Raw genomic sequence first — 14826 nt, 5'->3', positions numbered from 1 at the left:
ATGGCAAATTTAAAAATAAATTTATCAAAAATACAATATAATGCCAAAGTACTTCAAACAATTTTAGATTCTAAGCAAATACATTTTACACCAGTGATTAAATCTATAGCTGGAGATAGACAAATTGTACAAAAATTAATTGATTTAGGAATCACACATTTCGCAGATTCCAGATTAGAAAATATCAGTCAATTAAATGATTTTAATTGTTCTTATACTATATTACGATCCACAAAACAATCTAAGTTAGCTGACATGATTCAATGTACAAAAATAAGTATACAAACTGAATTAAACACTATTTTTGAAATCAATCGTATTGCTAAAAAACTAAATATAAAACATCAAGTGATTTTAATGGTTGATTGGAAAGATGGTAGAGAAGGCATACTAACTTATGATGTCATAAAATATATTGAACAAATTTTACAACTATCTTATATTCAATTGGTAGGAGTATCATTTAACTTCATGTGTTTCAAATCAAAATTACCAATTGAAGATGATGTATTTATGATAAATAAATTTGTTAGTGCTATAGAACGAGAATTAGGTTACCGTATGACCATCGTTTCAGGTGGCAACTCAAGTATGTTACCGTTAACAATGTATAATGATTTAGGTAAAATAAATGAATTACGAATAGGAGAAACACTATTTAGAGGTGTCGATACTACTACAGATAAACCAGTAGCACATTTATATCAAAATACCATTGTACTTGAAGCGGAAGTTATAGAAATTAAACCACGTTTAAATCACATAACAAATCAATCATATTTACAAGCTATTGTTGATATTGGATATATAGATACAGATACGACTCACATTACTCCGATTGCAAATGATATTCATATATTGGGTGCGTCTAGTGACCATTTAATGATTGATTTAAATAATCAGGATCATTATCAAGTAGGTGATATGATTCAATTCGAATTAAGTTATGAAGCATTATCACGCTCAATGTATAATAAAAATCTTGAAAAAGTTTATATACTAGATTCAAAAGTAGAAACCCTCATAGAAAGTTTTAATCAGTCTTTATGTTCAATGCATAAATCATAATTAAATATAAATTTTAATAATTAAGAGTACCGACACATGCAAACTTGGTTAAATTTGCACACAGTGTTGATTACTCTTTTTTTATTCTCTTAAAAAATCCAATTCCATCTAATTATTAATACGAAAAGTAATATATATTTAAAATGTATTCAGAGGACTCAAATTAATTTCAAAAATTATAAAAAGTATGTTGACAATGATAATCGTTATCAATAAACTGTTATATGAAAGCATATACATACAATAAGGAGTGGAATCATGAAGGGAATAAAGATTTTTAGCATAATTGGCATATTATTTGCTTTAATTTTAGTTACTGCCTGTGGAAATAACGACAGTTCAAATAGCTCTAGTAGTAAAGAACCTAAAGATGGTGTGAAAATTAAACACGCTGAGGGCACTACTAAAGTACCTAAGCATCCTAAACGAGTAGTTGTACTTGAATACTCATTTGTTGATGCATTAGCAGCATTGAATGTAAAACCAGTGGGTATTGCTGATGATAATAAAAAAGAACGTATTATCAAACCACTTAGAGATAAAATTGGAAATTATACTTCAGTAGGTACACGTAAACAACCTAACTTAGAAAAAATTAGTAAATTAAAACCAGATTTAATCATTGCAGATAGCAACAGACATAAAGGTATCTACAAAGATTTAAGTAAAATTGCGCCGACAATAGAATTGAAAAGCTTTGATGGTGACTACGATGATAATATAGATGCTTTCAAAACAATCGCTAAAGCACTAGGTAAAGAAAAGCAAGGTGACAAACGTTTAGAAGAACATGACAAGAAAATTGCTAAGTACAAAAAAGAAATTAAATTCAACAAAGATGAAAAAGTATTACCAGCTGTAGCAGCAAAATCAAGTTTCTTAGGACATCCAAGTGAATCATATGTAGGTCAGTTCTTAAAAGAATTAGGATTCAAAGAAGCCTTAACTCCTAAAGTAACTAAAGGTTTAAGTAAATACTTAAAAGGACCTTATCTTGAAATGAGTTCTGAAACATTATTAGATGTTAATCCTGGACGTATGTTTGTTATGACTGATAAAGCAAGTCCAGATGAACCAACATTCAAAAAAATGCAAAAAGATCCAGTTTGGAAAAAATTAGATGCAGTTAAACATGATCGAGTAAGTGTTGTAGACAGAGACCTATGGGCAAGAGCGCGTGGTTTAATTTCTTCTGAAGAAATGGCCAAAGAATTAGTAGAAATTTCTAAAAAGGATCAAAATAAAGAAGATAAGTAAGGTGGAAAATTATGACTATGAAGCATCAAAGTAGTCAATCCGCTATATTACAAAATAAAAGAAAACGCACTACACTCACATATATTGTGAGTGTGTGCTTTCTTTTTATTTGTATTTATTTAAATTTAGCGATTGGTTCTTCTCATATAGTATTTAAAGATATTGTTCATTATATTACAGGACATACGGATACGGAACAGACATTTTTAATACATAATTCAAGAATGCCTCGTATGTTAGCAGGATTATTAATAGGTGGCGCTTTAGGTCTAGCAGGACTATTAATGCAATCTATAACTCGAAATCCCTTAGCATCACCACAAATATTTGGTGTTAATGGTGGGGCATCTTTTGTCATTGTACTAATCACTGTTCTTGTGCCAGCTCTTGAAAATTATTCAATGATATTAGCAATGATTGGTGCATTTCTAGGTGGTTTAACCGTGTATACTTTGTCAGGTTCAACTAGATCTATGACACCAGTCAAACTTGCACTAGCTGGTATGGCAGTCCATTTATTTTTTAGTAGTATGACACAAGGTGTTATCTTATTAAATGAAGATTCAAACTCATCTGTTATGTTTTGGTTAGTAGGTTCATTGTCTGGCGTGAAATGGCCAGAAATTATTGTCATTTCACCATGGTTAATTGTAGCAATGATTATCACTATGCTTATGGGACGTCAATTAACAATCATGGAATTAGGTGATGATATTGCTAAAGGACTAGGTCAGAAAATTCAAGTCGTTAGATTAATATTAGGTTTATTAGTTGTTATATTAGCAGGTTTATCAGTATCAATTGCTGGTCCAATAGGTTTTGTAGGGTTAATTGTGCCACACATAGTAAAACGTTATATCAATAATAACTATATTTTAATGATTCCGCTCACTATAATCATTGGTGCAGATTTATTATTATTCTCAGATGTGTTATCAAGACTAGTCACTTATCCATTTGAGTCACCTGTAGGTATAGTAACTTCTTTCGTTGGTGCATTTTACTTCTTATTAATTACTGTTAGAGGGGTGAAACGCATATGACAAAAAAGAAGCATATGATTAGATATAGCATTGTATTTATACTATTAATACTAAGTACTTTATTTAGTTTGTGTGTGGGTTCAGTAATCGTTAATCCTATTGAAGCAATACAAGGTATATTTACACAAGATAATTTTATTTTGAATGAGTATAGAATTCCAAGAACTTTATTGGGATTGATTATCGGATGTAGTTTAGCGATATCTGGTGCAGTAATTCAAGGCGTTGTTAGAAACCCTCTTGCTTCTCCTGATGTAATAGGTATATCTAAAGGTGCAAGTTTAGCAGCAGTTATTATCATTATGCTATTTCCATCAGCACCCTTAGCAGTATTGCCAATCGGATCGTTCTTTGGTGCATTAATTATTAGTTTGATTTTATCATTCTTGATTTCTAAATTTGATGTCAAAGGTTCTAACTTAGCTTTAATTGGTTTAGCTATTGGTGCTATCTGTACAGCTATCGTACAATTTTTATTAATTAGAAATCCTATGGATGCAAATAATGCATTAGTATGGTTAACAGGAAGTTTATATGGACATAATATTTCGAACTTTTTATCTATTGTTCCTTGGTTTGTAATTACACTTCCGATTATTCTAATTCTTAGTCATCAATTAGATATTTTAGGTTTAGGAGATAATGTTGCTTTAGCTTTAGGTGCAAGAGTTAAACTGTTAAAAATGGTGTTACTTATTTTATCTGTAATGCTAGCAGGAGCTTCTATTGCAGTTGTGGGTGGTATTAGCTTCTTAGGTTTAATTTCACCACATATTGCTAGACAACTAGTCGGACATAAAAATATGCATGTTGTTATTATGTCAGGTTTTATTGGAGCAATATTATTAACATTTGGCGATGGTTTAGCAAGAGGTATACATCCACCGTTAGATATTCCTGTGGGTGTCATTATCGCAATCATCGGTGCGCCATATTTCTTATTCCTATTAAGAAAAATGTAATAATGAACGAACAGTACAGCATAAATTAATAAGATGCACCAAGCAGCATCGTATGATGTTGCTTGGTGCATTTTCAATTTGAAGTTAATCATACGTTGATTGTTAATGGATAAATAATAATAATTAGCGGAATGTCATTGCACTTTGAACATAAATCGAGTATAGTTATAAATACTTAATTATTCATAAAAGTGTATATATATTAATAAAACATTCAATGATTTTATTGAAATGGATGAATACATAAAATTGCAATTATAAATAGAGAGAAATGGATGACATAAAATGAATGGACACACTAAGCAAGAGATTATTAAAGGTAGAATAAAATTTATTACAATGTCGCTTATCGGAATTATACTATTTTTAATTCCTATACCAGTTGAACAAGATGGCAAAAAGCAAACAACATTACCTGTCGCATTTTTAGCCAATTGGTTAAAAGATGTTGTCGGTGATGCTATGCCTATTATTATCGTCACAATTATTACATTATCAGCAATATTAACACTACTTTGTTCTACAGTTTTAAAAAGTAAATTGAATCCAACAGGTTTAATGTATAATGCATTCAATGTTAATATCAGCTGGATGATTTTAAGATTGTTAGCAGTGATATTTGCCTGGGTTACTTTCTTGAAAATAGGTCCTAAGATGATATATTCAGAAGACACTGGAGGTCTTGTATTTTCAAGTCTATTACCTACATTAGTTGCTGTGTTTTTATTTGCAGCATTATTTTTACCATTGTTAATGGAGTATGGATTACTAGAACTATTGGGACCATTATTTAGACCCATTATGCGTCCATTGTTCACATTACCGGGAAGATCAACAGTAGATAATTTAGCTTCATTTATAGGTGATGGTACAGTAGGAGTATTAATTACAAGCCGTCAATATGAAGAAGGGTTTTACTCTAGAAGAGAAGCAACTGTGATATCCACGACATTTAGTGTTGTTTCAATTACATTTGCGATAATTATAGCTGATACAGTTAAAATGCAAGATAAATTTTTCTTATTCTATTTAAGCGTGATTATATCATGTTTAATTGCGGCAATGATTATGCCTAGAATTTGGCCATTAAATAAAATTCCTGATGAATATGCAGAAGAAGTTTCAAGTGATGCTAGAACTGAACAGTTGCCAGAAGGTAAAACAGCAATTGGTCATGGCTTCGATATGGCAACTGAAGTTGGAATCAAAGCACCAGGTTTAAAAGACTTTTTTAAATCAGGATTTAAAACGGTTATAGATATGTGGTTTGTTATTTTACCTGTAGTTATGAGTATAGGAACAATAGCAACAATAATAGCTAATTACACACCTCTATTTGAATATATTGGAAAACCTTTTGTTCCATTTTTACAATTACTTCAAATTCCCGAGGCGACACATGCATCTCAAACCATATTAATTGGTTTTGCTGACATGTTTTTACCATCAATTTTAATTGAAAGTGCACACAGCGAAATAACTCGTTTTGTTATCGGTGCGTTGAGTATTACACAATTGATTTATTTATCTGAAGTAGGTGGGGTTATTCTAGGTTCTAAAATACCGGTCAATATAGGGAAATTATTTATTATCTTCTTAATCAGAACGGTTATCACTTTACCTATCATAGCTTTAATTGCACATCTATTTCTATAATTAAAAAAGCCAAGTAGTCATTTAATATAACTGTATAAGTGGTAGTAACAAAACTTAACATATACATTTTAAAATGCATCTACTTGGCTTTTATTATAAATTAAAGTTTAAGGATTAAGAACAGAAAGAACATTCGCTTTTACAATTTCACTTTTTATAACTGGGGAAGCTTCTTTATTATCTGATTGTTTAGGACGTTGATGTGCTTCTTTAAATGCATCGCTATTTAACCAATTTTTGAAATCTTCTTCAGTATCCCACCATGTGTTAACATACATATCTTCAGTGTCATCATCTTTCTCTACTTGCCAAACTTCAATCTTGTTAAATCCTTTTAACGATTCGATTTTCCCACCTTTTGTAAATCTTGGTGCCATTTTTTCAGCAAATCCCTGTTTGACAGTAATACGATTAGTTACTACGAACATTTATATCACTCCTCTATTAATATTAAATACTATTATTATTACTTAAGTTTATATAAATTATAATACTTGTTACAGCATTAATAAAAACAAAAGGGGACAATAACTTAAAACATTATGAAATGCTAAGTTATTGCCCCGATATATACAGAAGTAAACCTATTTTTAGAGTTTACTTAGTTAGCTCATTATAAACTTTTTGATCATTTTGAGTATAAATAATGTATTCATGGTCAGCTGTATCAATTACAACTCGATTTGTTTTGCCAAAAGTAGAACCTATTCTAGAGATTTCTCTACCTTCAGCGTTTGGAACAGCATGGATGTCTTGGTCTTGATAAATATTTTTAATTTCGTTTGTAGGTATTTTAATATCTGCAACTCTCCATTGAATTCTTACTTCGTTATTATCTTTTTTTACTGTCATTGCCATGATTCAATACACATCCTTTAATTATTTTTGTACATATATCATATATTATTTTGGAAACGTTTTCAACACATAATGTGATACTTTTTATAAATTAAGTCATACTAATTGGAATGATGTTGATTTGGTAAATAGTAACCGAAAATACGTTCGTATAAAGTAGTTAAATATGGTAAAATATTGCTATTAAAGGAGAGGTAATTATGACTGGAAAGACACATGCATCGTGTGGTTTATTAGTAGGCGCATTAACAACTCAGTATTTTCATACAGACTTATTTTCATCAGTAACAGTGGTTGTCTTATCAGTGATTTCTAGTTTGTTACCAGATATTTGTCATACACAAAGTAAAATTGGACAGAAATTTAAATTACTTAGTTTTTTCATTCGACTTATTTTTGGACATCGAACATTCACCCATTCCTTATTATTTATTGGTATTATAGGTTTTTTATTATATCTCATCGATACGCCAGTATATTATGGAGTAGCTATTATCATAGGCTTGTTTTCACATGTTATACTAGATATGATTACACCTAAAGGAGTAAAATTTTTATATCCTTTACCTATCACAATTAAAATGCCGATTAACTTTAAAACAGGTGGGCTTGTAGATTTATCTCTTGCTACTGCATTAACAGTTGGTGCTGTTTATGTGTTTTTTCAAATTGGAGTAAATGATATCATACATTATTGGAGATACTTTTTTGCGAATGATTAAAAATTGTATAGTGTATTTATGATAAGGTTATCGAGCGAAAATTTATATTTTACATAAGGAGACTAATTGATGTTAGACAAAAACAAATTAGAGAAATTTAATCAACAGCATATATATGAATATGAAAAATTAATGAGCACTAATGAAAAACAAGCACTTGAAGAGAAAATTGAAACACTAGATTTAGAAGACATTCAAAAAATGTATAACAACTTATATGTTAATAGACAAACAATTGATGATACTTCGGATGTTTCAGAAGTTAAGTATTCAGTAAAGTCTAATATGGATAATGAAACGATAAATACATATAAAGAACAAGGCATTGAAGCAATTAGAAATGGGCAGTTTGCTGTTGTGTTGATGGCTGGAGGTCAAGGAACTCGATTAGGTTATTCTGGACCAAAAGGTTCATTTGAAATAGAAGGTGTTAGTTTATTTGAACTACAGGCACGTCAATTAATTGATTTAAAAGAACAAAGTGGTCATACGATAGATTGGTACATCATGACAAGTGATATTAATCATGAAGCAACTAAAGATTACTTTGCTCAACATAACTATTTTAAATATGACCCTGAAAAGATTCATTTCTTTAAACAAGATAATATTGTAGCTTTAAGTGAAGCGGGTCAACTTGTATTAAATGAAACTGGACATATCATGGAAATACCAAATGGTAATGGCGGTATATTTAAATCGCTTAAAAAAGCGGGTTATCTTGACAAGATGAAACAAGATAATGTGAAATATGTATTCTTAAATAATATTGATAATGTATTAGTAAAAGTATTAGATCCTATGTTTGCAGGATTCACTGTTGCTAACAATAAAGATATTACATCTAAAACGATTCAACCTAAACATGGCGAAAGTGTAGGAAGACTTGTGAACAAAGATAGTAAAGATACTGTACTTGAATACTCTGAACTAGACCCAAATATAGCTAATCAATTTGAAAATGCTAATATCGGAATACATGCTTTTAAATTAGGATTTATTATGAGTGCAGTAGATAGAGAATTACCGTATCATATAGCTATAAAAAATCTGAAACAACTAGATGAAGATTTTGGTGTAATAGAACAACCAACTTTAAAATTTGAACTATTTTATTTTGATATATTCCGTTATGGTACAAGTTTTATCACACTACAAGTTCCTAGAGAAGAAGAATTTTCACCTTTAAAAAACAAAGAAGGTAAAGATAGCGTAGAAACAGCTACTGCTGATTTAAAAAGAATGAACATGATCTAAATTAAGGTGGATAAGCAAATGGCAAATTCAGAAACACATCAAAATAACACTAATAAAAGTTCATTTAGAGACATCATGCCACTGTCATTCGGTGAAGAAATAGGTAATTCTATATCTCACGGTGTTGCCTCACTGATTACAATGATGATATTACCTTATGCTGCTGTTCATAGTTATAATAAGGGTGGCGCGCTTTTATCAACAAGTATATCTATATTTGTAATTAGTATATTTTTAATGTTTATATCTTCAACTATATATCATGCTATGGCTAATCACACATTGCAAAAATATGTGTTGAGAATTATTGATCATAGTATGATTTATATAGCAATTTCAGGAACTTATACACCTATATTATTAAATGTGATTGGTGGTTGGCTCGGTTGGTTAGTGTTTTTACTATTATGGGGTACTACAGTATGGGGGATTTTATATAAATCACTGGCTACTCATGTTAATCACAAACTGAGTTTAATTGTATATTTAGTAATGGGATGGGTAGGTGTAATCTTTGCACCTATCATCATATTAAGAACATCATGGTTATTTATTTTATTTATTGTTTTAGGTGGCCTTTCATATACTATTGGAGCTTGGTTTTATGCCCAGAAAAACCGTCCATACTTCCATATGATTTGGCACATATTTATAGTGGTAGCTTCTTTTTTCCATTTGATTGGCATTCTATTTTTTATGAAATAAAAGTATGACAAAAATGACGGGGATTGGCCTCGTCATTTTTATTTTCAAAAATTCATACTAATATACGATTGTTTTATCAGCATAAAGTCTATATTATTGTTTGAGTTGAAAGAAAACGAAAGGGAGTAAAATAATGAAATTAAGATCTATTGTTACAGTCATTGCATTAATTATGATTATGTTCATGGCTGCAATTGAAACCTCTATTATATCTCTAGGACTTCCTAGTATTAATCGTGATTTAAATGCAGGTAAACATATTTCGTTAGTAGTTACTGTTTACTTTATTGCGTTAGTCATTGCTAACCCAATAGTTGGTGAATTTATATCACGTTTTAAAATCATGTTTGTTGCGATATGCGGTGTGATTTTATTTGGTATTGGGAGTTTGATGTCTGGTTTAAGCGATACGTTTACATTATTAATTATTTCAAGAATTATACAAGGCTTTGGTGCTGGAGTGATTATGTCTCTATCACAAATTGTACCTAAATTAGCTTTTGAAATTCCTTTAAGATATAAAGTAATGGGTATTGTTGGTAGTGTTTGGGGAATTTCTAGTATAGTAGGGCCACTCGTTGGTGGAGGTATATTAGAAGTTGCAACATGGCACTGGTTATTTTTTATTAACTTACCTATAGCTATTATTGCTATTGTTTTAATTATTTTTACCTTTAACTTTAAAGAGGAAGAGGTTAATAAAAATATTAATTTTGATGCTAAAGGTTTAACATTATTTTATATTTTTATTGGTTTATTAATGTACGGTTTATTAAATCAAACGATGTTCATTTTAAATATAGTCAGTTTGATTTTAGCAGTGTGTGTAGCTGTTTTATTATATAAAGTTGAAAAGAAAAGTGATCACCCATTTTTACCAGTAGTCGAGTTTAATAAATCAATATCTTTAGTCTTTATTACAGATTTATTAACTGCGTTATGTCTTATGGGATTCAATATTTATATACCAGTTTATTTACAAGAAAAAGTAGGTATCAGCCCATTACAAAGTGGTCTAGTTATATTCCCACTTTCAGTAGCTTGGACAATATTTAATTTTTATTTGGGTAAAGTCGAAGAAAGCTTAACAAGAAAGACTTTATACTTATCGGCTTTTACTTTAATTATTGTATCAAGTATTATCATATTATTCGGTTTAAAATTACCATTACTCATTGCACTTAGTGTTATTTTAGCTGGTGTAGGTTTTGGTTATATTTACACAAAAGACAGTGTTATAGTTCAGGAAGAAACGACTCCAAATCAAATGAAGAAAATGATGTCATTTTACTCTCTAACTAAAAATTTAGGTTCATCAATAGGTTCAACTTTAATGGGCTATTTATATGCAATCAAAGCAGGTTGGTTTGGGTCAGATCTACAAAATATATTAAGTTTTGTAATTGCTGTAGAAATAATTTTAATTATTAGCTGGGCATTAATATATAAAAAACAAAGCAATTAAACTATAAAAGAGCCTAGGGCATATTTAAGTGCCTTAGGCTCTAAACATATATTTGTATTAAACGACGGTAAGACTAATTCATGATTTTGTGATACTTTATATTTACTTCATGTTAGCTTCTCATTTTTTATAATTTTATAAGGTCATTAATTAGTGGTAAAATACATTTGTATTGAATAAATTAGGGGGATAAGTGTAATGAAGTTTTTTAAAGATAAATTTTATAATTTAATATCTACACTTATTGTTCTAACTATTTTTATAATTTCTGGAACGATATTTTTAATGTTTTTAGGATTTGGGTTATATGGGTTAAGTAGGTTACTCATATATTTCAAGTTAGGCTACTTTGGATATAATAAAAGCTTTTATGACAATATTTTTTATTATGGTAGTTATATCGTATTAGGATATTTCACGCTATTTGCAGTCGAACATCTAATGGACTATTTTAGAAAACGTCTCCCACAAAATCCATATTTTCAAGGAATAACATATCATTTAATTGCTTACTCAGTTACTACAGTATTGTTTTATTTCATTATTCACGTGCATTACACTTATATTGATATTAAATTTTGGGTAATTATGATTATAATAGGCTTCTTATATATATGTAAGGAAATATTTTATCCTGATAGTACTAATCTAAATAATAAAAAATAGTAAGCAGTATATTTGAATAATTATTTAAAGTTTGGTTGAATTGTATACTATTACTGAATAAAGGAGATTATGTACGTGAGCAATATAGAAATTAGTAAAAGACGTAGGAATTTAATTGTTTCTGTAATGCTGATTAGTGCTTTTGTGGCAATCCTTAACCAAACATTACTTAATACAGCATTACCCCATATTATGAGAGGGTTAAAAGTTGATGAGAATACATCACAATGGTTGATTACTGGTTTTATGCTAGTTAATGGGGTCATGATTCCTTTAACTGCATATTTAATGGATCGAATCAAAACGAGACCATTATATTTGTCAGCAATGGGAACTTTCTTGATTGGTTCAATAGTAGCTGCTATAGCACCTAACTTTGGGGTTTTAATGACTGCAAGAGTAATTCAAGCTATAGGTGCTGGCGTGTTAATGCCATTAATGCAATTTACATTATTTACGTTATTCTCAAGAGAAAGACGTGGATTTGCAATGGGGCTTGCTGGATTAGTTATTCAGTTTGCGCCAGCGATTGGACCTACATTTACAGGTTTGATTATTGATCATGTGAGTTGGAGAGTACCATTCATTATTATTGTAGGTATTGCTTTAGTTGCACTTATCTTTGGTTTTATTTTTATCTCAAGCTATAACGATACTAAGAAAACGAAACTTGATAAACGCTCAATTGTATATTCAACATTAGGATTCGGTATGATGTTATATGCATTTAGTAGTGCAGGTAGTTTAGGCTTTAGTAGCCCGGTTATTATTTGTACATTAATCATTAGTGTTTTAATTATATTAGTATTTGTTAGGAGACAATTATCTATATCTAATCCATTATTAAATTTGAAAGTATTTAGTAACAAAGTATTTTGTTTTAGTACAATTACTTCAATGATTGTGATGATGTCCATGGTTGGCCCAGCATTACTTATTCCATTATATGTACAAAACGCATTAGCATTATCTGCATTATTATCAGGATTAGTGATTATGCCTGGTGCAATTATTAATGGGTTAATGTCTGTATTTACTGGTAGTTTTTATGATAAATATGGACCAAGACCATTAATTATTACAGGATTTATAATATTAACTATATGTACATTCTTATTGTGCTTCCTAAAAGCGGACACATCATATACGTATTTGATTGTGATTTATGCTATTAGAATGTTTGCAGTTTCATTACTTATGATGCCTATTAATACTGCTGGTATAAATGCGTTAAAAAACAGCGACATTTCACATGGTACAGCTATCATGAACTTTGGACGAGTTATGGCAGGTTCTTTAGGTACGGCTTTAATGGTAACCTTTATGAGCATGGGTTCAAAATGGCTAGGATCAACAATTGCTACATCAGGTAGTAAAGAAATGATACAACGTCAAACTGTTGCTGCTGGTGTAGATGTGTCATTTGCACTTGTTACAGTCTTTGTAGTTATTGCATTCTGTTTTGCTTTATTCATTAAAGAATCAAGAAATAAGTCAAAAAATATTAGAGATATTTAATAGGATTAGTTTTATTAAGAAGTTAGTTATTAAATTAAGCTAACTTCTTTTTTTATTTTAAAAAAAGTCTTATACTAAAAAAGATAGACTAGGTAATGACAAAATATGTTTATTTAGTTAAGACAATATAAATAAGGGGGATTTACTTTGTTAACGGTAAATCAAGTCAAAGAATTAGTTGGAGAGTTAAAAGATCCAATTATTGATGTACCTTTAAAAGAAACAGACGGTATAGTAGATGTTTCTATTAAAGAAGAAATTGAACATGTAAGTGTCAAAATTGCTATGGCTCAATTAGGAGGTCAACCTCAATTAGACCTTCAAATGGCAATAGTTAAAGTATTAAAAGAAAACGGCGCTAAAACTGTTGGAATTAGATTTGAAGAATTACCTGCTGATACAGTAGAACAATATAGAGGCAAAGGCACAGAGAAACCAAAAACAATAGAAGGACTATTATCTAAAAATAACCCAGTAGAATTTATTGCAATTGCTTCTGGTAAGGGCGGCGTTGGTAAATCTACGGTTGCCGTTAACTTAGCTGTTGCTTTAGCAAGAGAAGGTAAAAAAGTAGGTTTAGTAGATGCTGACATTTATGGATTTAGTGTTCCAGATATGATGGGTATTGATGAAAAACCAGGTATAGAAGGTAAAGAAGTGATTCCTGTAGAAAGATATGGCGTTAAAGTTATATCAATGGCATTCTTTGTTGAAGAAAATGCTCCAGTTATTTGGAGAGGACCTATGCTTGGTAAAATGCTTACTAACTTTTTCACTGAAGTAAGATGGGGAGATTTAGATTATTTAATACTTGATTTACCACCTGGTACAGGAGATGTAGCATTAGATGTTCATTCGATGTTACCGTCAAGTAAAGAAATAATAGTAACAACTCCACACCCAACAGCAGCATTCGTAGCCGCAAGAGCAGGTGCTATGGCTAAACACACTGATCACTCAATTTTAGGCGTGATTGAAAATATGAGTTACTTCGAAAGTAAAGAAACAGGTAACAGAGAATACGTATTTGGTAAAGGCGGAGGTACTAAATTAGCTGATGAGCTAAATACACAATTGTTCGGAGAGTTACCTTTAGAACAGCCAACCTGGAATCCAAATGACTTTTCTCCATCTATTTATCAACCTGAAGATCGTTTAGGTAAAATTTACCAAACTATAGCACAAAAAGTAATAGCAACTACACAAAAATAATGAATTGTAAAAAGGCGTATAAAATTAATAAAGATTTTATGCGCTTTTTCTATTGCATTTTAGAAAAATCCTGTTAGAATAATTTCTTGTGAGTTATTAATTCACATATAGCAATTCAAAAAGATTTAAATTAATTATTGACTTTAAATCTTAAAGTTGATATTATATAAAAGTCGTCAAAAACGGCAAATTAAGTTTATTAAAACTTCGTTAAAAAAGTGTAAAACTTACTATTGCGAAGATGAATTAAATCAATTAAACTTATAAAAGTAATCTTAATTAAATATTGACTTTCGATTTTGAAAGTAATACAATGTAAGAGATTGCGACAAAATGAACATTGAAAACTGAATGACAATATGTCAACGTTAATTCCAATAATGTAACGAAAGTTACAACAATTAATTTAGTTTTATGAGCTAATCAAACATCATAAA

Annotated in this window: 14 protein-coding genes; 12 read left to right on the top strand and 2 right to left on the bottom strand. The window is 30.0% G+C overall.

The genetic code is table 11. The features are described from left to right. The 5 genes from LFT63_RS05930 (at position 1) to LFT63_RS05910 (ending at position 5986) form a co-directional block, all read left to right on the top strand. On the top strand, positions 1-1068 hold the full coding sequence (locus LFT63_RS05930; protein ID WP_029055878.1) for an alanine/ornithine racemase family PLP-dependent enzyme: 1068 nt from the start codon (positions 1-3) through the stop codon (positions 1066-1068). Positions 1069-1326: 258 nt separating this feature from the next. Continuing rightward, the gene (locus LFT63_RS05925; protein WP_070453731.1) at positions 1327-2325 is read left to right on the top strand and encodes an ABC transporter substrate-binding protein; all 999 of its coding nucleotides are present in this window, start codon (positions 1327-1329) and stop codon (positions 2323-2325) included. Positions 2326-2336: 11 nt separating this feature from the next. Continuing rightward, positions 2337-3368, top strand: a complete 1032-nt coding sequence (locus LFT63_RS05920) for a FecCD family ABC transporter permease (protein WP_017638488.1) — start codon at positions 2337-2339, stop codon at positions 3366-3368. Continuing rightward, complete coding sequence (locus LFT63_RS05915) at positions 3365-4330, top strand: FecCD family ABC transporter permease (RefSeq protein WP_017638489.1); 966 nt, start codon at positions 3365-3367, stop codon at positions 4328-4330. Before LFT63_RS05920 ends, LFT63_RS05915 begins: the two co-directional genes overlap by 4 nt. Positions 4331-4615: 285 nt before the next feature. Further along, a complete protein-coding gene (locus LFT63_RS05910; RefSeq protein WP_340768285.1) occupies positions 4616-5986 on the top strand; it encodes a YjiH family protein in 1371 nt (456 codons plus the stop codon). A 107-nt stretch (positions 5987-6093) separates the two neighbouring features. Here LFT63_RS05910 and LFT63_RS05905 read toward each other — a convergent pair whose 3' ends face one another. Continuing rightward, positions 6094-6414 carry a heme oxygenase gene (locus tag LFT63_RS05905; protein ID WP_017638491.1) on the bottom strand — a complete coding sequence of 107 codons (321 nt, stop codon included), beginning with the start codon at positions 6412-6414 and terminating at the stop codon, positions 6094-6096. 169 nt (positions 6415-6583) lie between these two features. Then, entirely contained in the window at positions 6584-6844 is a 261-nt protein-coding gene (locus LFT63_RS05900; protein WP_017638492.1) for a SunI/YnzG family protein, read from the bottom strand. Between the two features lie 200 nt (positions 6845-7044). Between LFT63_RS05900 and LFT63_RS05895 the strand changes: the two genes are divergently transcribed. The 7 genes from LFT63_RS05895 to LFT63_RS05865 all read left to right on the top strand — a co-directional run bounded on the left by LFT63_RS05895 (position 7045) and on the right by LFT63_RS05865 (position 14389). Continuing rightward, positions 7045-7566 (top strand): metal-dependent hydrolase, encoded by a 522-nt coding sequence (locus tag LFT63_RS05895; RefSeq protein ID WP_017638493.1) that lies wholly within the window; start codon positions 7045-7047, stop codon positions 7564-7566. A gap of 69 nt (positions 7567-7635) precedes the next feature. Then, positions 7636-8823 (top strand): UTP--glucose-1-phosphate uridylyltransferase, encoded by a 1188-nt coding sequence (locus LFT63_RS05890; RefSeq protein WP_029055881.1) that lies wholly within the window; start codon positions 7636-7638, stop codon positions 8821-8823. Between the two features lie 18 nt (positions 8824-8841). Continuing rightward, the gene (trhA, locus tag LFT63_RS05885; protein WP_046467178.1) at positions 8842-9528 is read left to right on the top strand and encodes a PAQR family membrane homeostasis protein TrhA; all 687 of its coding nucleotides are present in this window, start codon (positions 8842-8844) and stop codon (positions 9526-9528) included. Between the two features lie 133 nt (positions 9529-9661). Then, positions 9662-10993 carry a multidrug efflux MFS transporter SdrM gene (sdrM, locus tag LFT63_RS05880; protein WP_029055883.1) on the top strand — a complete coding sequence of 444 codons (1332 nt, stop codon included), beginning with the start codon at positions 9662-9664 and terminating at the stop codon, positions 10991-10993. A gap of 198 nt (positions 10994-11191) precedes the next feature. Then, complete coding sequence (locus tag LFT63_RS05875; protein ID WP_017638497.1) at positions 11192-11659, top strand: SepA family multidrug efflux transporter; 468 nt, start codon at positions 11192-11194, stop codon at positions 11657-11659. Positions 11660-11734: 75 nt separating this feature from the next. Then, on the top strand, positions 11735-13177 hold the full coding sequence (locus tag LFT63_RS05870; protein ID WP_046467180.1) for an MDR family MFS transporter: 1443 nt from the start codon (positions 11735-11737) through the stop codon (positions 13175-13177). 147 nt (positions 13178-13324) lie between these two features. Next, a complete protein-coding gene (locus LFT63_RS05865) occupies positions 13325-14389 on the top strand; it encodes a P-loop NTPase (RefSeq protein WP_017638499.1) in 1065 nt (354 codons plus the stop codon). The last annotated feature ends 437 nt before the right edge of the window (positions 14390-14826 follow it).

Origin of the sequence: Staphylococcus sp. FSL H8-0121, from assembly GCF_038008425.1 — a bacterium.
Classification (GTDB): domain Bacteria; phylum Bacillota; class Bacilli; order Staphylococcales; family Staphylococcaceae; genus Staphylococcus; species Staphylococcus pasteuri.
This window is presented reverse-complemented; position numbering and strand designations above follow the sequence as displayed.